Below are 23426 nucleotides of genomic sequence, written 5' to 3' on the forward strand. Positions count from 1 at the left end.
GTTAATTCCTTATCAATACGTCCGGGATGCCCAAAACTCGGTCAGGCATTTCCAGGTCAGTTCCCGCGTTGAATGAAGTTGTAAACCCGCATGGTTCAGGCCAGATCCAATCCCAACCGATAGCATTCCCGCCGCGTTGATCGCCTCAACGCCTGCAGGTGCATCTTCGATACCTATAGCCTCGTCAGGACGCACATTCAGGCCTGCACAGGCAGCAAGGAAGATCTCCGGGTCTGGCTTTGAGCGGCGAATACGGGAAGCATCGGCGCAAAAATCGAAGGCCTGATGAATGCCCAGCGCGTGCAGGATCCCCGGGGCATTCAGGGATACGGAGGCGAGCCCAATTTTGACCTTCGCCGCACGGATATCCGCCAGGACGTCGCGAATACCCGGAAGCAGTGAATCCTCCGTCAGCGACGCCAGAGACTGGACATAGAGCGCGTTCTTTTTCGTCGCCAGCGCGAGGCACTGCTCATGGCTGAACATCCCCTCTTTCCCGCCATGCTTCAGGATGCGCTGCAGGGAATCCATGCGGCTAATGCCCTTCAGCTGTTCGTTAAATACTTCGTCGAAGGTGATGCCGATTTCATCCGCCACTGCACGCCAGGCCAGAAAATGGAGGTGTGCGGTATCGGTGATCACACCGTCCAGATCGAATACAACCGCCTTAAGCGTCATGGCGCCCCTCCGTGGTAGCGGTCCCATTAACAGGTGCAAGAAAATCCTTATAAGCGCAAACTGTCCGCCCCGATATGTGTAGCGTCTTGCCCCACAGCGTCAACATGGAAGGTGCCGAAGCTTCAATGGTTAACACCTCGTTTTCACAGGTGAAGTGCAGCGTTGCATTTCGCCAGCGCAGCGGGAATGCCAGTCTTCGCCAGTGGGCCGGCAACCTGGGCGAAAGATGCAGCTCCCCATCCACTATCTGCATACCGGCAAAGCCCTGAATGACGCCGGACCAGATAGCGCCGGTCGCAGCGGCGTGAATTCCGTCATCGCAGCTGTGCGGGTCGTCCCCAAGATCGATAGCGACGCCATCGCGCCAGAAGGCGTAGGCACCTTCGACGTCACCACAGCGGGCAGTCACAATGCCGTGAATGGCCTTGCTCAGCGAAGAGTCATGGATCGTGCGGGGCTCATAGAACGCCAGATTGGCGGCACACTGCTGCGGGGTAAACCGCTCCGGCAACAGGTAGGTAAGCATCACCACATCAGCCTGCTTAAGGATCTGCATGTCGTTGACTTCCGCGCGGGAATAATCGAGCAGAATGGTCTGCTTACCCGCTTTGGCTTTGTAGCGGCTGAGATCGATGGCCGGTTTGGCCATGAAGGTATCATCCTGCGGGATCACACCGTCTGGATTGGCCTCCGGCAGCCATAAGCACGTCAGGAACCGTGTCGCTTTCTGCGTAAAACCTTCATCCTCGCGCCCAAACATCGCCATAAACTGGCGAGCGCAGGCGACGTTGTGCCAGGCCAGATAGTTGGTATACGCGTTGTTGTTCACATGCTCGGTGTATTCGTCCGGTCCGATAACGTCATGGATTTCGAGACGACCATTAATTTCCGTCGCGCGGCCCATCCAGAACGCGGCGGTTTCCATCAGCAGCGTCAGGCCTTCGTTTCGCATAAAGGTCTCATCCTGCGTCGCCTGCCAGTAAGCGACGACGGCCCAAGCAATGTCCGCCACGATGTGGTGTTCCGCCAGCGCGGAGGCCACCTTCTGGCGCGTGCCGGTTCGGATGTTGATAGCCGCGAACTCCGGCGTCTCTTCCAGCCCGCTGGCGGCGCTTTCCCATGGGAACAACGCGCCGGGCCAGCCGTTGCGACGGGCTTTTTCCCGCGCCCCGGCCAGGTTGAGCCAACGATAGCGCAGCAGGCTACGGGCGATTTGAGGCCGGGTGAAGAGATGGAAAGGCAGCAGGAAAATTTCGGTATCCCAGAAGACGTGGCCTTTATACCCCTCGCCCGTCAGCCCTTTGGCGGCGATACTGCTTCGCTCATCATGGGCTGGCGTCATGGTCGTCAAATGCCAGACGGCGTAATCCAGCGCCATCTGATCCTGATGTTCCGTAGACTCCACCTCCACCCGAGCATCGCACCAGACCTCTTGCCAGGCACACGCCGAACTCTCAAGCAAGGCGTCGTAGCCTCTTGCCGCACAGACCTTAAGATCGGCCAGCGCGTTTCGGGCGAACGAGGCCTGCGACAGTGCTTTATCACTGCGATGTGCCACCCAGACGATTTTTTCAAGCGTGACAGTGTCACCCTTAGCAATCGTCAGCGAATGATGAACGCTGAGACGACGATTTTTGGCGGTGAAACAGCTATCGCTCTTCGCGGAGAGCTGACAATATGCTGAAACAACAATCTCAGACGCGCGGTCCTGCGTTTCATACACGCCCTGCATATATTGCTGGTCGAACACTCTGACCGACATTTCATCCAGATGCTGTCTGCCGCTGTTCGTTTGCGTTGCGTCAATGCCGGTTTGCACCACGGCCTGCGTGGCGGTATCGAGCGGTGTAATCGAAAGCTGCATGGCCACTAAGGGCAACTGGTCCAGCGACACAAAACGACGGCTCTCCAGACGATAGCGTTTCCCGTCAGGCGAGCGCCAGACGACGCTGCGACGAAGCTCGCCATTAGCAAACGCCAGCTCGCGCTGCCACTCGAGGATTTCGCCTGACAGGAGCGTGAAATTGAAGCCATCCAGCTCAACATCGATACCGATGATATCCGGCAGATTGATCAGCTCAGTGGTCTCGTTGCGACCAGCACGATGATAGAGGCCCGCAAGATACATGCCTCTGGTTTGCTGGGTGTAATCTTCTTCGTGCGCAGCGCGGATCCCCATGTAGCCATTACCGCAGGCCATGATGGAGGCGTATTTATTCAGGCTGTGTGGACAAAAGCCCGGGTCGGTTAATACAGACACGTTTAGCATATCGTCACGCTTTCCCCTGTTTCTGCTGATTCATACAGCGCGGCGACAAGCTGCTGGATAACCAGCCCCTGCTCCGCATCAGCGATCATGACGGGCTCTCCCTGCACATGCCGCACAAAGGCATCCATACTGCGCATATGACGCTGGTCGTCAGCCTCTTCACGCTGCGTGAGGGTGACTAAAGTCCCGGCTTCGTCGTTGTAGATGTGCGCCGGGAACAGCATGGCGCCAGCCTTTTCACCGCAGAATGCGACGTTCATGATGGATTGTTCACGGATATTGAGCGCAAACGACGTGTCCAGACGCAGAATGCCGCCGTTGCAGAACTCAATGGTGCCAAACAGGGCATCTTCAACGGTAAACTGCGTGGGATCCCACTCGCCAAATTGGCCGCTGCTTTTACGGTTTCCCAGCCTCTGGAAGCTGTGTGCCGTCACCTTTTTTACCGCCGGGAACCCCAGCACGTACATCGCGGCATCGAGCATATGGATGCCGATATCAATCAGCGGCCCGCCGCCCTGAAGCGTTTTGTTGGTAAAGACGCCCCAGCCGGGAACCCCGCAGCGGCGTAGCGCCTGCGCCGTGGTGTAATAAATTTCGCCCAGTTCCCCCTTTATCACAGCTTCACGCAGCAGTTGCGTATCGAGAGCAAAACGATGGTGAAAATCATACGCCAGCACTTTTCCCGCCTTGCGCGCGGCCATGCGCATCCGATCGGCCTCCTGCGGCGTCATAGCAGGCGGTTTTTCACACATCACGTGGCAGCCTGCTTCCAGCGCGGCCATGACGTGCCCGAAATGGAACCGGTTAGGCGAACAGACGCTCACCATATCCGGCTTAACCGCCTCGAGCATCTCTCGCGCATCCTGCCATATCGAGTGAATACCATGACGTTCCGCAAACGCCCGAGCCTGTTCAGGATGGCTGTCCATGACAGCCACCATCTGAACATCACTGCGCGTGGCGTAATACGAGGCATGCACTTTATCCGCGACCTGCCCGGCGCCAATGATGGCGACGCGCAGAGGCGAAGGTATAGAAGCACTCATCACGCTCGTCATCCTTAGCATTTACGCAAGTAAGTGAGCGAATCCCGGTATGCCTGAGCCGGATCCTCGGCGCGAACACGGCACTCATACACCACGTAACCCCGGTAGTTATCCGCACGCAGCCGATCGAAAAGGCTGGCAAAATCGAGGCTGCCGCTGCCCGGCTGGTAGCGGTGGTTATCTGCAATGTGCACATGGCCCAGCAGATCGCGGTGCTGATGCAGCGCATCCGTCAGCGAGTCTTCTTCGATGTTCATATGATAGAAATCGCCGATGATCTGCACGTGCTTCAGGCCGTTCTCTTCGATATAGCGACGCGCGTCAGCCAGGGTGTTGATCATGTGATCCTGATAGCGGTTCAGCGGCTCCAGATAGACGGTCGTTCCGGTGCGCGCCGCCACCTCATCCAGCCAGCGCAGGGAGGCGCTTACGGCTTTGCGGTCACCGTCCAGGCTGCGTGGAGAGGTCATTGGCGGCAGACGGAAGGTAAACATTCCCCAGGCAGCAGGCACGATAATGCCCTTGCCGCCCACTTCAGCCAGCGCTTCCAGGATACGTTCAATCTGCTTTAACCCGTTCAGACGACGTTCTTCGATGAAGTCGCCTATCCAGCCATCGTATCCGCCGCAGGCCGTCGTCACCGGCAGACCGGTGGCCTTAATCGCCGCTTTTACCTCGGCGAGGTTTTCCACCAGCAGCTTGCCGTCAATTTCGTAGCCATCAAAACCCATCGCTTTGATGTACTGGAATTTCTCCATGATATTGACCGGGAAAAAGGCCTGATTTTGTGTTGCGATTTTCATGTTTTGCTTTCCTTAGCTTAAAAAGTGACGCCCATTTTGATGCTCAGTTCCGGGTGCTGATCGACAAACTTCATGTAGCTTTCCGGGCTGGTGGTGAAGGTGACGACCGGGTCGATGAGATCTTCACAATTTAGATAGCCGTTCATCAGCAGTTCCCAGCAGGTCTCTTCAATACGTTTACGGTTCCAGCGCGGGTAATCCGGGTTGGGTTCGCTACAGGCGCGGGAGAAGACAATCTTCGCGTTATTGAAATGCGCTTCGCGGCCGAGGTTAAAGCCTTCCGCGAACGGTTTCGCGAAGGCTACGTAGGAGATAGTGCCGCCATAGGCGAGCCCGCGCAGCGCGGACTGCAGCGCATCTGCAAAGCCGCTGGTTTCGATGATCACGTCCGCGCCCTGCTTCCCGGTCAGCTTTTTGATTTCCAGACCGACATCGGTGCCGATTGGGTTCAGACAGTGGTCTGCCCCATGACGGCGGGCAATCTCACAGCGGTGTTCGATAGGGTCGACGCCGATGACGATTGACGCACCGGCTTTTTTGGCCAGCTGGATCGCAATTTGCCCAATGGCTCCCAGACCGACCACGACAACAAAGTCGCCCACGCGAACGTTGGCATCACGCACGCCGCTCATGGCGAACTGCGCCGGATCGTAGCAAACAGCGTTTTTCCAGGAGGCGCCCTGCGGCATTTTGCGCAGCTTATAGTTATTCACCGCGTTAACGATCACCGTTTCCTGCAGCGGTGCGTAGCAGCAGACGCTGTCGCCGATCTGGTATTCCGTGACATCAGCACCGCATTCGATAATCTCGCCAACAATCATATTGCCCAGCTGGAACTTACCGAATTCGATCCCGCGGGCCGCCCCCTCTTCACGCGGCGTGAACATCTGCCACTCCGCGTTGAACTCTTCGTCAATAAACGGACTGGCGGCGCGGAAATCCACCACTTCGGTACCGTGTTTAGGCGCGCCAAAGCGGGCGCGAATTTTCACTTCATGGACGGCAACCGGACGATCTTCATATTCCACCAGCGCCGCTACACGAGGCGCTGTCGCAACTAATTTTTTCATGACTGACTCCTTGTTAAAATTGGCCGCCTCAGCCCTTCACGCCACCGGCGGTCAAACCACTTTTAATAAAACGTTCAGACAGGGCGTACATGATGACAACCGGAAGCGCCGTCACCAGCGATGCCGCCATCATGCGACCCCAGATATAATCTGGCGTGCTAAAGAGCGTGTTCAGCCCAACCGGCAAGGTGAAATGGCTGGCGCTGGACAGGAAAATGGACGCAAACAGATAGTCGTTCCACGCCACCATGAAGCAGTAGACAAACACCGACACGAGCCCGGAAATCGCCAGCGGCACGGTGATGCGAAAGATGATTTGCAGGCGGTTAAGGCCGTCCATCATCGCGGCTTCTTCGATTTCGTCCGGGATGGTGTCGAAATAGCTGCGCAGCATGAACACCGCTGTCGGTAACGTTTGGGTCACCATGGTGATAATCAGCGCCAGCTCGGTGTCGTAGATCCCAAGGGCAGTGATGATTTTGAACAGCGGCACCACCAGCAATATCCCGGAGAACATGTAGACGGTGTAGAAACTCGCATTGATCGTCGTGCGGCCCTTAAAACGCAGTTTGGACAGGGCGTAAGCCCCCAGCGTGCCGAGAAATACGGCAATTACCGAGGAGATCAGCGACACCACCATGCTGTTTTTGAAATAGTCCACGAACGGGAAAATCAGCGGATTAAAGATGTCGACGTAATGCTGAAGCGTCCACGCCTGCGGCAAAATGGTCGGGTTAAGCGATATCGCCTCTTTCGCGCTCTTAAATGACGTCATCAGCATCACGAAGAACGGGAACAGCGTGATGACCAGAAACACCGCCAGCCCGAGATAAAAACCAATACGGCTCAGTACGCGTTTATTTGTTGCCATTGAGGTTTACCCTTTTTCTGGTCAGCAGAATCACCGCGAAGATGATCACGAACAGCACGACAGAGATCGCCGCAGCCTTACCCAAATCGTTGAAAGCGAATGCGGTTTTGTAGAGGTAGACGCCCAAAATATCGACCTTGGTCGTCAACAGGTAGACATCCGCAAACATGTAGAACATCCAGATAGTGCGGAGCGTCACCACCGTTGCCAGCACCGGCATAATCGCGGGCAGCGTAACGATTCGAAAACGCTGCCAGGCATTCGCGCCGTCCATTTCCGCCGCTTCATACAGCGACTTATCAATGGTCTGCAAAATCGCGAGGAACGAAATGAACGCGTACGGGAAGTAGCGCCAGATGGCGAACAGCACCACCAGCACAAAGCTGCTGCCAGGATTGTCGAACCACAGCGGCGCCTGGTCATACAGATGCAGCAGGTCAACGCCCAGATAGTTCACAATGCCGTAGCCGTTGTTGAACATGTATTTCCATGCAAACACCAGCGAAATGGACGGGGTGACGTAGGACAAAATCACCAGTGAACGTGCCGTTTTCCGCAGACGGAATTCACGGTTAAAGAAGATCGCCACCGCCAGCCCCAACCCCGTGCTGCCGATCACCACCAGCGCGGTGTACCAGAACGTCATCCACAGCGAGTGCCAGAATGCCGCATCACTGAGAATGCGAATGTAATTATCCAGCCCGACAAACACAGCGCTAATGCGCGGGTTAAGCGGCAGACGTAAGAAACTGATTTCAATATTGGAAATCATTGGCCAGGCCACCAGGCCCCCCAGCAAAATCAAGCTGGGGGCCAACAGCAGCATGGCGAAAGGCATATCTGAACGACCAGAAAACAACGTCTTCATAATTTCCTTCCGCAGAGCGCTCCTATCGTTGTGAAATCAGATCGGTCACACGCTTCTGGCTGTTACTAAGCGTGTTGCTGAGATCTTTTTTCCCCACCGTGACGTTATGCACCATGGAACTGATGATGCCGGACCCGGTAACATCGCCCATGCGTGTGAAGTTTTTGTCGCCCACGGCGCCAAATACCTGCACATTCGGGAACTGCGCAATCAGTTCGTAAGGCAGTTGCCCAAACGCTTTAATCACATCGTTGTTTTTCCAGGTATCGGTGCCCACCACCAGCTTGTTCACCGGCAGTGCCGCGCCGGGCGACATCATGACCCAGTCGGTTGCGTTTTGAGCCTGCTCCATCCAGGTCACAAACTTTTCAGCCGCCTGGGTCTCATCTTCGGTTTGACCGGTGGTAATCGTCAGCGACGTGACCATGCCGTAAACGGCAGAAGAGGTTTCTGTTGGGACGACGAAGCCCAGGTTGGCAGGGTTTCCGTCCTGGAATACCGCCGGAAGGATGTAGGTGGAGTAAACCGCCATCGGCGCAGAACCGTTCATGAAGGCATCTTTGATCTCCATGACGTCGTTTGAACCCGGCATGGTGGTCGCGGCCAGATCTTTATAAAACGCCAGGGCTTTTGCCATTTCAGGGGTATCGATGTTGACGTTCCCTTTGGCATCAAAAACGTTCGCGCCGCCGGAAAGCGCAAACTGGGAGAATGCCTGCTCCGTCATCACGCTTTCGGCGGTGGGCAGCGCAATGCCGTAATGTTTTTTGGCCGGGTCGTTAAGGCTCTGGCTGGCTTTCAGCAGCTGCGCCCAGTTATGCGGCTCCTGGATACCCGCCGCAGCCAGTGCATCTTTGTGATACCAGACGCCGGATAGCCAGGCGCTGACTGGCACACCCGTCCAGGCAGAACCGTCTTCCGTACGAACAACACGCAAGATGCCGTCATAGAAGGTGTCCTCGCCTACCGCTTTAATGGCTTCGCCGATAGCTTTGCGATCCAGCAGCTGTTCCTTGTCCATGACTTTCGCGTAGTCATGGCTGACTTCAATCACCTCTGGCAGCGCGCCCGTTCTGGCGAGCGTAATAACCTTGGTGTTGTAGGCATCCTCTTCGACCGGCACCTGTTTCACCGTGATGCCTGGGTTCTCTTTCTCGAACTTTTCGATAAGCTTCGTGATAACCGCCTGGCGCTCCTGCTCGACTGACGAGTGCATAAACTCAATAGTGACAGCAGACTTTTTGTCGTCCTTGCACCCTGATAACAAGGCGCACGAAACCAGTGCTGAAATCAGCACAATTCTGGGCATTTTCATTTTTAAGGTCCTTTTTAGTTTTCTTTAATCCACAACACCTGCCATGGATATAGGGTCAGCGTTTTATCTGTAATATCTTTCCCGGAAATCAACTCCGTTCCGGAATGAATATCGGATTCCATCGTTTGAATGCCATCACTGAAATTAAACAGCGCCGTTACTTTCTCACCACAATCCGCCACGCGAACGATTTTTAAAACATGTTTACCTGACGCACTGAAATAAGCTTCACTGTCAGGATGGAATGCTTTCTCCGCCCGACGCAGCGCGATTAACTGGCTTAACGAGCAATAGATCTGAGAACGCAGGCTATTTTTATCTTCAAGCAGGCTATCAATTTGCCCTGCCGTGTATTTCTCACGATTAATCGCACGGTTATATCCCAGGCGTTCAACACCTGCATAATCATTATGGGAACCGAGAATGCTCTGGATATAAACCGCAGGCACGCCGGGGAAGCTTAAAAGGACGGCATGCGCCAGAATAAACCGGGCAATCCGATCGCTATCAAGACCGTCACGCGTACTTAAAGCATCCAGATAGGTCACATTAATTTCATAAGGACTGCGTGTACCATCCGGGTTATTTTTCCAGTTAACCAACGCCCCTTCAGCCTGAAGTTTTTCCACAAGCGAGAGGATTTCCGACTCGGGTAAAATTCCGCGTAACGGATTCAGACCAATCCCGTCATGCGAGGCCAGGAAGTTAAACCAGGTGGTTTTCGTGGAAGGCAACGTCAGCGACGCTGCCCACTGGCTCAGCGTCCGGACGTCCTGAGAATGCACCGCATGCAGCACCAGCGGGGGCAAAGAGAACTGATAAACCATCTGCGCTTCATTTTCGCCGTCACCGAAGTAAGCAACGTTATCTTTATGCGGAACGTTCGTCTCGGTAACAATCACCGTTCCAGGGGCGACAGCCTCGGTAATCGCGCGGAAAAGCTGGATGAGCTGGTGGGTTTGCTCAAGGTGGATGCAGTTTGTTCCGGGTATTTTCCACATGAATCCCACCGCATCCAGACGAATGTATCGCGCCCCTTCAATCAGGTAATGCAGCAGCACGTCAACCATCGCGATCAGCACCTGCGGAGAGGCGAAATTGAGATCGACCTGGTCCTCGCTGAAGGTGGTCCACAGGTGTCGCACGCTGCCGTCATGCAGCGTGAAAGGTGTAAGAAGCGGTAAGGCACGCGGACGCGTCACCGCGGATAAGTCTGTTTCAGGATCGACAGAAATAAAGAAATCTTCATATCCTGGCATTTGCTTCAGGTAATTAGCGAACCATTTGCTTTTGGCTGACATATGGTTGCATACGAAATCGAACATTAAACTGGCTGACTGTTTTAATTCAGCAACGTCTCGCCACGTTCCGGTTTCCGGTGCAACCTCGTGATAATCGATAACAGAAAAACCGTCGTCCGAAGACCATGGATAAAAAGGCAAGAGATGAACATGAGAAAAAGAACGAGAAAGCCACCTGTTATAAAAACGTGTAAACACCGGTAGCGCCTTCTCCCCTTTCGCTGAAAACTGATCGGCATAGGTAATCAGGACAACGTCTTTTTCATCCCAACCCGTTTTACGTTTTTCCGTAATAACAGAAGCGGCATTTCCAATATTTTCCAGCAGCACATTAAGATGGGCGTCAGAAAACGTTTCCCCGTAAACAATATTAATGAGTTCTTTAATTTTTGTATTCATTTCATTTTCCATGGTAGCGGTCCCACGGAGTGGCAATCTACTCCCATGAAAAATATCTGTCAACGGACCAGAAAGGAGAAAAAGGTGATTGCAAAGCAGCTCAGCGCAATATTGTGAGCTGCCGCAAAGAAAGAACCGGGAAAAGAGGAAATGCGGTTAACCGTCGCCAGTCCCTCCCCCGTCAGGGAAAGGGCTAACGCCAGCGGGAATTATTGGGATAAGTAGCGGCGAGATAGCCGTTTTGCCACCTTTTGCAGCAGCGGTTCGAGCGCCACGGCCAGCACCATTCTGACCGGCTTGCGGGCAACGGATTTGATCGCCCAACCCGCCACACCTGCCGGGCCGAACCGTAACGCGGTCAGCAGGACCAGTTTACCTGCGATTTTCAGGCCGGGTTTTACCTTCTGACCGGCCTGTTGCCAGTGTTGTTTCATCTCATCTCTCTCTTAAAGCTGACGAAAGCGACTTCTCAGCGTAAAGGTATCCGACGTGACATAGCGTTCCATTTCCCGTAGCCGCTTCTCACCAGCGGCGAGTTGCTCATCAACGGCATTGAGAAGATCGCTGCTGGTCGGGGCTCCCTCCGCAGCCAGTTCTCCTTCGGGCATCGGGTCAAGAACAAACGACAGGACGATGTATGCCACCAGGGTAATAAACGCCAGGCCAAAGAAGATCGATAGCACCGCGACCACGCGGACCAGTTTGACCGGGACATCAAGATAGTGAGCCAGCCCGGCACAAACGCCGCGCACCATGCCCTGCTGTGGAATACGCCACAGCTTTTTGTTCAGATTCAGTCCAGACATTAACGGTCCCTCCAGTTTGGATGCTCAGCATCCAGGATGGCTTCCAGCGCCTGAATGCGTTCGCGCATTTTGTTCGCCTCGTCGGAGAGCTGTACCAGACGCTGTTGTTCACTCTGGGAGAGTTCGCCCCGAGAAGAACGGTTGCTGTAGTGCAGCCATAGCCAAATCGGCAAAACGAACAGCACGAAAATTGTCAGGGGAATGGCCAGAAAAAGCGCGCTCATGTGTACTCCTTGTCTTATGATGCGGCACGCTCAGGTGCCGCAGGAATTATTATTGGTTGTCTTGCTTCATTTTGGCTTTCAGTGCCGCCAGCTGCTCGCTGATTTCATCATCAGCCTTCAGATCGGCGAACTGTTGATCCAGCGACTTCTGCTTGCCGATGCCGTGGCTTTCGGCTTCCGCTTCCATGTGGTCGATACGACGTTCAAACGATTCAAAACGCGCCATCGCTTCATCAAGCTTACCGCTGTCCAGCTGACGACGCACGTCGCGGGAAGAGCTTGCCGCCTGGTGACGCAGGGTCAGCGCCTGCTGACGCGCGCGGGTTTCGTTAAGTTTATTTTCAAGCTCACCAATCTCTTTCTTCATACGGGTGAGCGTGTCATCCACCAGCGTGACTTCATGCTCGAGCGTCGCGACCATATCAGCCAGCTTCTGTTTTTCGATCAGCGCCGCACGGGCCAGATCCTCTTTGTCTTTACGCAGCGCCAGCTCCGCTTTTTCCTGCCATTCGTTCAGCTGAGCGATTGCCTGTTCAATACGACGCGTAAGCTGTTTTTTCTCCGCCAGCGCGCGGGCGGAGGTTGAACGCACTTCAACCAGCGTGTCTTCCATCTCCTGAATCATCAGGCGGACCAGCTTCTGCGGATCTTCCGCTTTCTCAAGCAGTGAGTTGATGTTGGCGTTCACGATGTCGGCAAAACGAGAAAAAATACCCATAATCAAATCCTCATAGTTCTGTTATCGGGCGATGCCCTGCTGTACTGCTAATACAAACATCATGCCAGGTTTTTATCTTATTGATTTTACAGAGCCTGATTGATTTTTGCGCAGCAACGGACTATTCTTCCCTGGTGAATATCGCTAAGGAGTGGTTAATTTCATCATGCCCGGATACAAAGACAATTTACTCGGCGAAGCAAACAGCTTTCTCGAAGTGCTGGAACAGGTCTCTCGCCTGGCGCCGCTCAATAAACCGGTGCTGATCGTCGGTGAACGCGGAACGGGGAAAGAGCTGATAGCCAACCGTCTGCATTACCTCTCCGGGCGCTGGGATGGCCCCTTCATTTCCCTTAACTGCGCGGCGCTGAATGAAAACCTGCTCGACACCGAGCTCTTCGGCCATGAAGCGGGGGCGTTTACCGGTGCCCAGAAACGCCATCCCGGACGCTTTGAGCGCGCCGACGGCGGTACGCTGTTTCTGGATGAACTGGCCACCGCGCCCATGCTGGTGCAGGAAAAACTGCTGCGCGTGATTGAGTACGGCGAGCTGGAGCGCGTCGGCGGCAGCCAGCCGCTGCAGGTTAACGTACGCCTGGTGTGCGCCACGAACGCCAACCTGCCGGAGATGGTGGCGGAGGAGAAATTCCGTGCCGACCTGCTTGACCGCCTGGCCTTTGACGTCGTTCAACTTCCTCCCCTGCGCGAGCGCAGAAGCGACATCATGCTGCTGGCAGACCAGTTTGCGATTCAGATGTGCCGCGAGCTCGGACTGCCGCTGTTCCCCGGCTTCAGCGATTATGCGCAGGAGACGCTGCTGGCTTACCACTGGCCGGGAAATATCCGTGAACTGAAAAACGTCGTGGAGCGCTCCGTCTATCGCCACGGCAGCAGCGAGACGGAGCTGGACAATATCATTATCGATCCTTTTCAGCGCAGCGCAGCGCCCCTGTCCGCACCAGCGTCTTCAGGCGATCTCCCTACTCTCCCCCTTGATTTACGCCAGTTCCAGAACGATCAGGAGAAACAGCTGCTGGAGCAAAGCCTGAAGTCGGCAAAATATAACCAGAAACGGGCGGCTGAACTGCTGGGTCTGACCTACCATCAATTGAGGGCATTGCTCAAAAAGCATCAAATGCGCTGACAATATCAGCACTTACCTGCAGACATTTTTACGAAGCAGGCGTAAGTGCGATACACTTTGCAGATCGAACCTAAAAACCTTAAAAATTATGCGTCTGGTTTTATCGTCCTTTTTAGCACTCGGTCTGTTTAGCAGCCTGGCCTTTGCCGCGCCCGGGCAAACTCCCCAGCCTGACATTCGTGACAGCGGCTTTGTCTATTGCGTAAGCGGCCAGGTGGATACCTTCAACCCGCAAAAAGCGGGCAGCGGCCTGATCGTGGATACCCTGGCCGCGCAGCTTTACGACCGTCTGCTTGATGTTGACCCATACACCTACCGTCTGGTGCCTGAGCTGGCGGAAAGCTGGGAAGTGCTGGATAACGGCGCAACGTACCGTTTTCACCTGCGCGATGACGTCGCGTTTCAGCGCACGCCGTGGTTTACCCCCACGCGCAGGCTGAACGCAGATGACGTGGTCTTTACCTTCCAGCGCATCTTTAACCGCAACCACCCGTGGCATAACGTTAACGGGGATAATTTCCCCTATTTCGACAGCCTGCAGTTTGCTGATACCGTCAAGAGCGTGCGCAAGCTGGACAACCGGACGGTTGAATTTACGCTGACGCGCCCGGATGCCTCCTTCCTCTGGCATCTGGCGACCCACTATGCGTCAGTCATGTCCGCTGAATACGCGGCGAACCTGACGAAAAAAGATCGTCAGGAGTTACTCGATCGTCAGCCGGTCGGCACCGGTCCGTTCCAGCTCGCTGAATACCGCGCCGGGCAGTATATTCGTCTGCAGCGTCATGAGCATTTCTGGCGCGGCACCCCGCTGATGCCGCAGGTGGTGGTCGATCTCGGTTCAGGTGGAACAGGACGTCTGTCGAAACTGCTCACCGGGGAGTGCGACGTGCTCGCCTGGCCCGCGGCCAGCCAGCTCACCATTTTGCGTGACGATCCGCGCCTGCGCCTGACGTTACGCCCCGGCATGAATATCGCTTATCTGGCCTTTAACACGGATAAGCCGCCGTTGAATAACCCTGCCGTACGCCACGCTCTGGCGCTGGCGATTAACAACCAGCGTTTGATGCAGTCGATCTACTACGGCACGGCGGAAACCGCCGCCTCAATTTTACCGCGCGCCTCGTGGGCCTATGACGGTGAAGCTAAAATTACGGAATACAATCCGGCAAAAGCGCGTGAACAGCTGAAGGCGCTGGGGGCGGAAAACCTCACTTTGCAGCTTTGGGTGCCAACCAGCTCCCAGGCGTGGAACCCGAGCCCGCTCAAGACCGCCGAACTGCTGCAGGCAGATATGGCGCAGGTGGGCGTCAAAGTGATCATCGTACCGGTTGAGGGCCGTTTCCAGGAGGCGCGCCTGATGGACATGAATCATGATTTAACCCTGACCGGCTGGGCGACCGACAGTAACGATCCGGACAGTTTCTTCCGGCCGCTCCTGAGCTGTGCGGCGATAAATTCGCAGACCAACTACGCCCACTGGTGTAACCGGGAGTTTGATGCCGTGCTGCAAAAAGCGCTGGCTTCCCAACAGCTGGCCTCACGCATCGACACCTATGATGAAGCGCAGAAGATCCTTGCCCAGGAACTGCCGGTGCTGCCGCTGGCCTCTTCCCTGCGTCTTCAGGCCTATCGTTATGATATTAAAGGCCTGGTGCTGAGTCCGTTCGGCAACGCCTCGTTCGCCGGCGTGTCGCGTGAAAAAGAACAAGAGGTGAAAAAACCATGATTATTTTTACCTTACGTCGGCTCCTTTTGCTGCTGGTGACGCTCTTTTTCCTGAACTTTGTCGGCTTCAGCCTGAGCTATTTCACGCCCCACGCCCCGCTCCAGGGGTCGTCGCTGTGGGATGCCTGGCTGTTCTGGTTTAACGGGTTGCTGCACTGGGATTTCGGCGTGTCCAGCATTAACGGGCAGCTGATTTCTCAGCAGCTGAAAGAGGTTTTCCCGGCCACGATGGAGCTGTGTATTCTGGCCTTCGGCTTTGCCCTGATGGTCGGCATTCCCGTGGGCATGCTGGCCGGGATCTATCGCAATAAATGGCAGGATAAGTTTATCAGCGCCCTCGCCCTGTTCGGCTTCTCCATCCCGATATTCTGGCTGGCGCTGCTGCTGACGCTGTTCTTCTCGCTGACGATGGGCTGGCTGCCGGTTTCGGGTCGCTTTGACCTGCTCTATACGGTTAAAACGGTGACGGGTTTTGCCATCATTGACGCGTGGCTGTCCGATTCGATGTGGCGCCATGAGATGATCGTCAGCGCCGTGCGCCATATGGTATTGCCGGTTCTGACGCTGGCGGTTGCGCCAACAACCGAAGTGATCCGCCTGATGCGCCTGAGCACTATTGAAGTGTTTGACCAGAACTATGTCAAAGCCGCCGCCACTCGCGGGCTGTCACGCCTGACCATACTGCGCCGCAACGTCCTGCACAACGCGCTGCCGCCGGTTATTCCGCGTCTGGGATTACAGTTTTCCACCATGCTGACGCTGGCGATGATCACCGAGATGGTCTTCAGCTGGCCGGGCCTGGGGCGATGGCTGATTAACGCCATCCGCCAGCAGGACTACGCCGCTATTTCTGCGGGCGTGATGGTGATTGGTTCGCTGGTGATTATTGTTAACGTGTTGTCCGATATTCTGGGTGCCATGGCTAACCCATTGAAGCATAAGGAATGGTATGCCTTACGATAGCGTATACAGTGAAAAGCGCACGCCCGGCGTGCTGCGTACCGTGTGGCGTAAATTCTATGGTGACACCACGGCAATGATCGGCCTTTACGGCTGCGCCGGCCTGGTGTTGCTTTGCGTCTTTGGCTCGTGGTTCGCGCCGTACGGCATCGACCAGCAGTTCCTTGGCTATCAGCTGCTGCCGCCGTCCTGGTCGCGCTACGGTGAAGTCTCTTTCTTCCTGGGAACGGACGACCTCGGACGTGACGTGTTGAGCCGCCTGCTGAGCGGTGCAGCCCCGACGGTCGGCGGCGCATTTGTGGTGACGCTCGCGGCTACGATCTGCGGGCTGGCGCTCGGTATTTTTGCGGGATCCACCCATGGCCTGCGTTCGGCGGTCCTTAACCACATTCTGGATACGCTGCTGTCGATTCCGTCCCTGCTGCTGGCAATCATTGTTGTTGCCTTTGCCGGTCCGCACCTGTCGCACGCCATGTTCGCCGTCTGGCTGGCTATCCTGCCCCGCATCGTGCGCTCGGTTTACAGCATGGTGCATGATGAGCTGGAAAAAGAGTACGTCGTCGCCGCGCGTCTGGACGGCGCGACGACCTTCAACATTCTGTGGTTTGCCGTGCTGCCCAACATCGCCGCCGGGCTGGTCACTGAGATCACCCGCGCCCTGTCGATGGCGATCCTGGACATCGCGGCGCTCGGCTTCCTCGATCTCGGTGCACAGCTGCCGTCGCCCGAATGGGGTGCGATGCTCGGCGATGCGCTGGAGTTGATCTACGTAGCACCCTGGACGGTCATGCTGCCGGGTGCGGCCATTATGGTGAGCGTGCTGCTTATCAACCTGCTGGGCGACGGTATTCGCCGTGCAATTAACGCGGGGGTGCAATAATGCCGCTTCTTGATATTCGCAACCTCACCATCGAATTCAAAACCGGTGAAGGCTGGGTTAAAGCCGTCGATCGCATCAGCATCACCCTTGCAGAGGGTGAAATACGCGGGCTGGTGGGGGAATCCGGCTCGGGAAAAAGCCTGATTGCCAAGGCTATCTGCGGCGTGGCGAAAGACAACTGGCGCGTGACGGCAGACCGTATGCGTTTTGACGATATCGATCTGCTGCGCCTCTCCCCCCGCGAGCGGAGAAAGCTTGTCGGGCATAACGTCTCGATGATTTTCCAGGAGCCGCAGTCCTGTCTCGACCCGTCCGAACGCGTGGGTAAACAGCTCATGCAGAACATTCCCGGCTGGACCTATAAAGGCCGCTGGTGGCAACGCGTTGGCTGGCGCAAGCGCCGCGCCATCGAGCTTTTACACCGCGTTGGGATTAAAGATCACAAAGATGCGATGCGCAGCTTCCCCTATGAGCTGACCGACGGCGAATGTCAGAAAGTGATGATTGCCATCGCGCTGGCAAATCAGCCGCGTTTGCTGATTGCGGATGAGCCCACCAACGCGATGGAACCCACCACGCAGGCGCAAATTTTCCGCCTGCTGTCGCGTCTCAACCAGAATAACAACACCACCATTTTGCTGATCAGCCATGACCTGCAAATGCTCAGCAAATGGGCGGATAAAATTGACGTCATGTACTGCGGGCAAACGGTCGAAACCGCGCCGAGTGAAGATCTGATCGGCGCGCCGCATCATCCGTATACGCAGGCGCTTATCCGCGCCATTCCGGATTTTGGCAGCGCGATGCCGCATAAGAGCCGCCTGAATACCCTGCCGGGGGCGATTCCGCTGCTGGAATCCCTGCCGATAGGCTGTCGTCTGGGGCCAAGGTGCCCCTATGCTCAGCGTAAATGTATCGAGACGCCACGCCTGACCGGGGCCAAGAATCATCTGTACGCCTGTCATTTCCCGCTGAACATGGAGAGAGAGTGAAATGGTCGAAACCTTACTGGAAGTTCGCAACCTGAGTAAGACCTTTCGCTACCGCACGGGGCTGTTTCATCGTCAAACTGTCGACGCGGTGAAGCCGCTGAGCTTTACGCTGCGTGAAAAACAGACCCTGGCGATCATCGGCGAGAACGGTTCCGGGAAATCCACCCTGGCGAAAATGCTCGCCGGCATGGTTGAACCGACTGCAGGCGAAGTGTTGATTGACGATCATCCTCTGACGTTCGGCGATTACTCTTTCCGCAGCCAGCGCATCCGCATGATTTTCCAGGATCCCTCGACCTCGCTTAACCCGCGCCAGCGCATCTCTCAGATCCTCGATTTTCCGCTGCGTCTGAACACCGACCTGGAGCCAGAGGCGCGCCGTAAGCGCGTATTTGAAACCCTGCGTATGGTTGGGCTGTTGCCGGATCACGAAAGCTACTACCCGCATATGCTGGCCCCCGGCCAGAAACAGCGTCTGGGCCTGGCGCGTGCGTTGATTTTGCGGCCAAAAGTGATCATTGCGGATGAAGCGCTTGCCTCGCTGGATATGTCGATGCGCTCGCAGCTGATTAACCTGATGCTGGAATTGCAGGAAAAACAGGGGATCTCGTATATCTACGTCACCCAGCATCTGGGAATGATGAAGCACATCAGCGATCAGGTGATGGTCATGCACCAGGGCGAAGTTGTCGAGCGCGGCAGCACGGCGGATGTGATGGCCTCCCCGCTTCATGAGCTGACAAAACGACTGATTGCCGGTCATTTTGGTGAAGCATTGACCGCCGATGCGTGGAGAAAAGACCGCTAAGCGCGACGCTCAACACAAATTGCCCCACTAAATTAAGGATTAAATAGCCTGCGTGCGCTACTTAATCCTTTAATTTTTCGTCTCCATCCCTGCTCCATATTTTAAGCAATATCAATCAACAGTTCTTCTCCAGAATATCCGGACATTACGGAGGAGAAGAAATGAACACCGCCACTTACATTTTAAAATACACAGAGTATCTCATCAGAAAATGCCGCTCATTTTTAATGACGGACCTGCATTTTCATACCGTGAGGCTTAAGAGAACAACCGGGGAAACCCCTAACATTAACTCGCCCACGACGTTGAGTGAAAAAATATGTCATCGACTGGTCTATGACCATAATAACTTCTACACGATGCTTGCCGATAAACTCGCCGTTCGGGCATATGTTTCCTCCAGAACAACGCGCGTGAAAACGGTGCCATTAATCGGCGTTTATACCAGGCCGTCGCAGATTGATTTTTCAGTTCTTCCTGACAAATTCGTCCTTAAGTGCAACCATGACAGCGGCAGCACAATAATATGTACAAACAAAGCGCAATTTAATGAAAAAGAAGCGTGTAAAAAGCTGAGCCTCGCGTTAAAGAAAAATCTTTACTACACCACGCGCGAATGGCAGTACAAAAACATTACGCCGAGTATACTTTGCGAGCCGTTTGTCGATCTCTTCGACGATGCTGACAGGAACACAACGCCCGAAATGCTGAGGATCCATTGTTTTCACGGCGTTGCCCACTATGTAGAAGCGGATTTTACGGATGATAACGGCAAAGGGTTTATCAACGTTTATGACAGGTACTGGAACTTACAACCCTTCCGGATGGAATATCCAAATACTTCAGCAGAACCAGGCGAACCGCTCTTATTCCGCCAGGCTTTGTTGGCCTCCCAGGAGCTGGCGGATGGAATTGACTACTGCCGCGTTGACCTTATGCTAAAAAAAGATGAAATCTATTTCAGCGAAATAACCTTAAGCCCGAGACGCGGTAAGCTGACGATTACCCCGCAGGAGTGGGATGCTAAGTTAGGAAAAATATGGCATTTATCGCCGGCAGGCACATTTGACCTGCCGCTGAAGCTCACGAGTCGGGCCAGGTGAGTTTAAATATCGAGTGGTTTTGCGTCGATAAGGTATAGGTAACATCGCCACCATGAGCCAGCATGATGGCTTTTACCACCGACAAGCCCAAACCACAGCCTTCCGGGTTCACATGTCTGGCGCCATTATCGCGCTGAAAGGGCTGAAACAGGAAATCATGAAACTCTCTGGGGATGCCCGGTCCCCCGTCCTGAATAAGGATAAAATTGCCTTTATCAGAAACGCCATTTTTCACGATGAGCGTGCGCGAGGTTGAATAGTGTAAGGCATTATCAAATAAAACGGTCAAACACTGATTGATGCGCAATGGATCGAATACGCACTGCTGCTCCCTCAGGTCTGTATTGACGGTAAAAGCCTTACGGCTGAACTCGGGCATGAACGTATCGAGTGCGTTCTGTATTGTCCCTTTTAGATCCGTTCTTGACTGGCATAACGTGTATCCCGCCCCGCCATCCGAACTGATAACCCGGAGATCTTCAATCAGGCGGGTTAACCCTTCCGTCTGTTTGAGAAGATTATTAAACAGCACCGGATCCGGGGTAAAAACGCCGTCAACCAACCCCTGAAGCCGTCCGCGTAAGATCGTGACAGGGGTTCTCAGCTCATGCGCAATAGCGGCATTCCAGGATTTCCTCTGAATATCCAGCGTCTGTAGTTTTTCCGCCATTTCATTGAAATCCGTCACCAGGTGATTGATCTCACCCAGCCGGGAACTGGCGCAGAATGCCCGGGCGTCCAGATCGCCCTGAGAAATCTTTTTCAGGCTGGACGCTACCGCGTTTAGCGGGGTGAGGATCCGCGATGACAGTTTGACCGTGAAAAAGAGGGCAATAATCATACTGATCGTAGTCGCGGTCCCAATCCATACCCAGTCCCACATCGTCATCTGCTCGTCATCGCCCGCAGCAGGGCCGCCCGGGAGGTGATCCAGAATAAAGGAGTAAAAAAACCAGGAGCCGAGTATGGCGATGGCAATGATCGTAAACGTCAGCAACAGCATATACGTTAAGATCTGACGGCTCAGAACAGACTCTTTGTTCATTTCTTTTCCCCAAGCCGGTAGCCCATGCCTCTGATGCTCTCGGGAACACCATAGAGGCCGGCAAGCTCCAGTTTTTTACGCAACTTGCTCATATGGCTGTCGACCGTTCTGTCGAGCGTATCCCCTTCCGGCAGACACGCGTTGAGCAGCTCTTCGCGGGAGCAGACCTTTCGCGGATATCTCACCAGGTATGTGAGCAATTTAAATTCGGTCGTCGTTAATACCGGGGAGACAACCTCTGCGCCCACGGTGACTTCCACGTAGAAGTCATCCGGATAGACCGTAATAAATGGCGTTCTGAGCGGCTGGGAACCCGCCTGCTGAAGCGCGGGTTTTGTCCTGCGCAGCACCGCCTCAACCCGGGCGACAACTTCAGAAGGGTTGAAGGGTTTGATCACGTAATCATCCGCGCCCAGCCTCAGCCCCATGAGCTTATCGACATCCTGATCGAGAGCGGAAACCATAATGACGGGGACAGCGCTTTCCTGACGAAGCGTGGTAAGTACGCTCCAGCCGTCACATACGGGCAGGTGAATGTCCAGCAATATGAGATCCGGTTTATGGAGGCGATCGAGCGCTATGGCCTGTTCGCCCTGCCTGGCTCGGAGCGTTTTCATTCCCGAACGCTCCAGGTAGCTCATCAGTATATCGGCGATTTCGTCTTCATCTTCAACAACAAGGATCAGCGTATTTTTGTGCATTTTATCTCCGCGGGTGAAATCCCTTTGAGCTCGCTATTAGATATCTTTAGCACAATAAGACACAGCCTCCGCGAAAAAGTGCCGTGGTCACGAAAATTTCCCGGTTGATTTAAATGCCCCGTTATTTCTCCACATAGCCTACACATTCAGTCAATAAAGACTCGACAATGTCCGCGCATAATCGCTATTGAGGCATAGCCCTTTGTGCATTGCGCGTTACAAATTACCACTGTTTCTTAAAGATTTTATGAAGTTGGCTGAAATAATGAACATGGAACTTTCTAAATATTTCTCTCCTAAAAAACTGGGTATATATTCCCTGTTCCTGCTGCTGTCGTGGGTATTACTTTATACCTGGCTGATGCTGGTACACAAAATGGATGAAAAAGTCGCCTCAACGCTGCTCTCTTCACCCATCATCTATGGCTGCATTGCATTGTCGGTTGTCTCTCTGATAATCCAGAATAAAGCCGGCGCGTTAACTGAGCTACTCGTCGTCGCCTTCTGGCTGATGGTGATTTTTGTTTATCTCATTATTACGTTCACCGTGCTGTTAAACGCGATGCCCGATATAGAAGATCTTATCTTTTACTACGAGTGTTATTTGATCATTTTTTTTGGTGGAGCCCCGCTGTACCTTATTATGAGAATGATTTGAGCCGTTGCTCCACACAGCCTCCACAAACCGCCCATGTCCGCTAAACAGGCGCGCGGTAGACTCTCCCTCACGCTATTTTGCACAAAAATAACTCACCTAATAAATCTGATAAAAATTACCCATAATGATGAACCGTAATAATCTTCGTTCTTCTGAACCTGCCGGAGTGATGCACTCGCTAAAAAAACTCGCGATACGGCACCGGAAAAAACTGGTTGTCACTTTTTTCCTGGTGGTGGCCGAAAACGTGACGTTTTTACTTTATCCCGTTCTGGCTGGCATCGCGATAAATGCCATCCTCGCCGGTGAAACGCTTAACGCCGCGCTGTATGGCCTGATGGTACTTTGTATGTGGTTCATCGGTGCGGCCAGACGGAGCGTTGACACGCGCACGTTTGCACGCATTTATGCCGGACTCGCGGTATCCGTCGTCCTGGCACAGCGCAAATATCAGCTTAACCATTCGGCGATCGCCGCCAGGGTAACGCTCTCGCGCGAATATGTGGATTTCTTTGAAATGCACCTTCCCCTGCTTATTACCTCGCTGAGCTCACTTTTTGGTGCCGCAATCATGTTGCTGTTTATTGAATTTTGGGCCGGCGTCATCTGCTTTGCGATTGTATTTATCCTGCTCGGATTTGTCTCAGGATATGCCCGTAAAAATGAATGGCTGTTCATGCGCCTGAATAATCGGCTGGAAAAAGAAGTGGATTATGTTCATAAGGCGGGCACGGCTACCCTTCACCGCCATTACTCCACGCTGGCGCGTTTGCGTATCGCATTATCTGACCGCGAGGCGTGGGGTTATTTGTGGGTCGGCGTGCTTGTTGCCGCGCTTTTTACGCTGACCATCGTCTGGATGACGCGCTCAACCGGCATTACCGCCGGACATATTTACTCGGTGATGACCTATATGTGGATGTTCGCGACGAGCCTCGATGACGCGCCGCAGCTTCTTGAGAAATTTTCGCAGCTCAGGGATATCGGCAAGCGCGTATCCACTGATGATGAAATTCACGTAACCGGACGTTAATTT

24 protein-coding genes are annotated in these 23426 nt (G+C 54.4%); 9 read left to right on the top strand and 15 right to left on the bottom strand.

Translation table 11 applies throughout. The features are described 5' to 3' along the window. Positions 1–12 precede the first annotated feature (12 nt). From pgmB to pspA, 13 genes are all read right to left on the bottom strand, one after another. Positions 13–678: a beta-phosphoglucomutase gene (gene pgmB, locus UR289_RS05830; RefSeq protein WP_047061000.1), complete on the bottom strand. Its 666-nt coding sequence runs from the start codon at positions 676–678 to the stop codon at positions 13–15. Next, entirely contained in the window at positions 668–2947 is a 2280-nt protein-coding gene (locus UR289_RS05835; protein WP_320709401.1) for a glycoside hydrolase family 65 protein, read from the bottom strand. The genes pgmB and UR289_RS05835 overlap by 11 nt, the downstream gene beginning before the upstream one ends. Then, a complete protein-coding gene (locus UR289_RS05840) occupies positions 2941–3996 on the bottom strand; it encodes a Gfo/Idh/MocA family oxidoreductase (protein ID WP_320709402.1) in 1056 nt (351 codons plus the stop codon). The genes UR289_RS05835 and UR289_RS05840 overlap by 7 nt, the downstream gene beginning before the upstream one ends. Positions 3997–4010: 14 nt before the next feature. Beyond that, positions 4011–4799 carry a sugar phosphate isomerase/epimerase family protein gene (locus UR289_RS05845; protein ID WP_033145723.1) on the bottom strand — a complete coding sequence of 263 codons (789 nt, stop codon included), beginning with the start codon at positions 4797–4799 and terminating at the stop codon, positions 4011–4013. A gap of 17 nt (positions 4800–4816) precedes the next feature. Further along, entirely contained in the window at positions 4817–5869 is a 1053-nt protein-coding gene (locus UR289_RS05850) for a zinc-binding alcohol dehydrogenase (protein ID WP_320709403.1), read from the bottom strand. Between the two features lie 28 nt (positions 5870–5897). Further along, the gene (locus tag UR289_RS05855; protein ID WP_047061003.1) at positions 5898–6740 is read right to left on the bottom strand and encodes a carbohydrate ABC transporter permease; all 843 of its coding nucleotides are present in this window, start codon (positions 6738–6740) and stop codon (positions 5898–5900) included. Further along, positions 6727–7608, bottom strand: coding sequence for a carbohydrate ABC transporter permease (locus tag UR289_RS05860; RefSeq protein WP_023312040.1), 882 nt, complete (start codon positions 7606–7608; stop codon positions 6727–6729). Before UR289_RS05860 ends, UR289_RS05855 begins: the two co-directional genes overlap by 14 nt. A 22-nt stretch (positions 7609–7630) precedes the next feature. Beyond that, positions 7631–8923 carry an ABC transporter substrate-binding protein gene (locus UR289_RS05865; RefSeq protein ID WP_320709406.1) on the bottom strand — a complete coding sequence of 431 codons (1293 nt, stop codon included), beginning with the start codon at positions 8921–8923 and terminating at the stop codon, positions 7631–7633. A 14-nt stretch (positions 8924–8937) separates the two neighbouring features. Further along, complete coding sequence (locus UR289_RS05870; RefSeq protein WP_320709407.1) at positions 8938–10635, bottom strand: sugar phosphorylase; 1698 nt, start codon at positions 10633–10635, stop codon at positions 8938–8940. A 197-nt stretch (positions 10636–10832) separates the two neighbouring features. Beyond that, a complete protein-coding gene (gene pspD, locus UR289_RS05875; RefSeq protein WP_023312043.1) occupies positions 10833–11057 on the bottom strand; it encodes a phage shock protein PspD in 225 nt (74 codons plus the stop codon). Between the two features lie 12 nt (positions 11058–11069). Further along, positions 11070–11429 carry an envelope stress response membrane protein PspC gene (gene pspC, locus UR289_RS05880; protein WP_023312044.1) on the bottom strand — a complete coding sequence of 120 codons (360 nt, stop codon included), beginning with the start codon at positions 11427–11429 and terminating at the stop codon, positions 11070–11072. Beyond that, positions 11429–11653, bottom strand: a complete 225-nt coding sequence (gene pspB / locus UR289_RS05885; protein ID WP_023312045.1) for an envelope stress response membrane protein PspB — start codon at positions 11651–11653, stop codon at positions 11429–11431. The genes pspC and pspB overlap by 1 nt, the downstream gene beginning before the upstream one ends. A 49-nt stretch (positions 11654–11702) precedes the next feature. Further along, positions 11703–12371, bottom strand: coding sequence for a phage shock protein PspA (gene pspA, locus UR289_RS05890; RefSeq protein WP_320709409.1), 669 nt, complete (start codon positions 12369–12371; stop codon positions 11703–11705). A 166-nt stretch (positions 12372–12537) separates the two neighbouring features. Between pspA and pspF the strand changes: the two genes are divergently transcribed. The 7 genes from pspF (at position 12538) to UR289_RS05925 (ending at position 19986) form a co-directional block, all read left to right on the top strand. Beyond that, positions 12538–13515 carry a phage shock protein operon transcriptional activator gene (gene pspF / locus UR289_RS05895; RefSeq protein WP_320709411.1) on the top strand — a complete coding sequence of 326 codons (978 nt, stop codon included), beginning with the start codon at positions 12538–12540 and terminating at the stop codon, positions 13513–13515. Between the two features lie 88 nt (positions 13516–13603). Further along, on the top strand, positions 13604–15244 hold the full coding sequence (sapA, locus tag UR289_RS05900) for an ABC transporter substrate-binding protein SapA (RefSeq protein WP_320709412.1): 1641 nt from the start codon (positions 13604–13606) through the stop codon (positions 15242–15244). Beyond that, entirely contained in the window at positions 15241–16206 is a 966-nt protein-coding gene (gene sapB / locus UR289_RS05905) for a putrescine export ABC transporter permease SapB (protein WP_320709414.1), read from the top strand. Before sapA ends, sapB begins: the two co-directional genes overlap by 4 nt. Next, positions 16193–17083 carry a putrescine export ABC transporter permease SapC gene (sapC, locus tag UR289_RS05910; RefSeq protein WP_032656751.1) on the top strand — a complete coding sequence of 297 codons (891 nt, stop codon included), beginning with the start codon at positions 16193–16195 and terminating at the stop codon, positions 17081–17083. The genes sapB and sapC overlap by 14 nt, the downstream gene beginning before the upstream one ends. Continuing rightward, positions 17083–18075 (top strand): putrescine export ABC transporter ATP-binding protein SapD, encoded by a 993-nt coding sequence (gene sapD / locus UR289_RS05915; RefSeq protein ID WP_033145732.1) that lies wholly within the window; start codon positions 17083–17085, stop codon positions 18073–18075. Before sapC ends, sapD begins: the two co-directional genes overlap by 1 nt. Before the next feature lies 1 nt (position 18076). Beyond that, entirely contained in the window at positions 18077–18883 is an 807-nt protein-coding gene (sapF, locus tag UR289_RS05920) for a putrescine export ABC transporter ATP-binding protein SapF (RefSeq protein WP_023312051.1), read from the top strand. 161 nt (positions 18884–19044) lie between these two features. Further along, positions 19045–19986, top strand: a complete 942-nt coding sequence (locus UR289_RS05925; RefSeq protein ID WP_320709416.1) for an ATP-grasp fold amidoligase family protein — start codon at positions 19045–19047, stop codon at positions 19984–19986. Here the strand turns inward: UR289_RS05925 and UR289_RS05930 are convergent. Together UR289_RS05930 and UR289_RS05935 are read right to left on the bottom strand one after the other, a co-directional pair. Then, positions 19967–21031: an ATP-binding protein gene (locus UR289_RS05930; RefSeq protein WP_033145734.1), complete on the bottom strand. Its 1065-nt coding sequence runs from the start codon at positions 21029–21031 to the stop codon at positions 19967–19969. The genes UR289_RS05925 and UR289_RS05930 overlap by 20 nt on opposite strands. Beyond that, positions 21028–21732, bottom strand: a complete 705-nt coding sequence (locus tag UR289_RS05935; RefSeq protein ID WP_143346894.1) for a response regulator — start codon at positions 21730–21732, stop codon at positions 21028–21030. Before UR289_RS05935 ends, UR289_RS05930 begins: the two co-directional genes overlap by 4 nt. 271 nt (positions 21733–22003) lie before the next feature. Between UR289_RS05935 and UR289_RS05940 the strand changes: the two genes are divergently transcribed. Together UR289_RS05940 and UR289_RS05945 are read left to right on the top strand one after the other, a co-directional pair. Continuing rightward, the gene (locus UR289_RS05940) at positions 22004–22390 is read left to right on the top strand and encodes a hypothetical protein (protein ID WP_033146540.1); all 387 of its coding nucleotides are present in this window, start codon (positions 22004–22006) and stop codon (positions 22388–22390) included. A gap of 124 nt (positions 22391–22514) precedes the next feature. Next, complete coding sequence (locus UR289_RS05945) at positions 22515–23423, top strand: ABC transporter six-transmembrane domain-containing protein (RefSeq protein ID WP_320709418.1); 909 nt, start codon at positions 22515–22517, stop codon at positions 23421–23423. Positions 23424–23426: the final 3 nt, after the last annotated feature.

This window comes from Enterobacter sp. 302C9 (genome assembly GCF_034106085.1).
In the GTDB taxonomy this organism is placed as follows: domain Bacteria; phylum Pseudomonadota; class Gammaproteobacteria; order Enterobacterales; family Enterobacteriaceae; genus Enterobacter; species Enterobacter asburiae_B.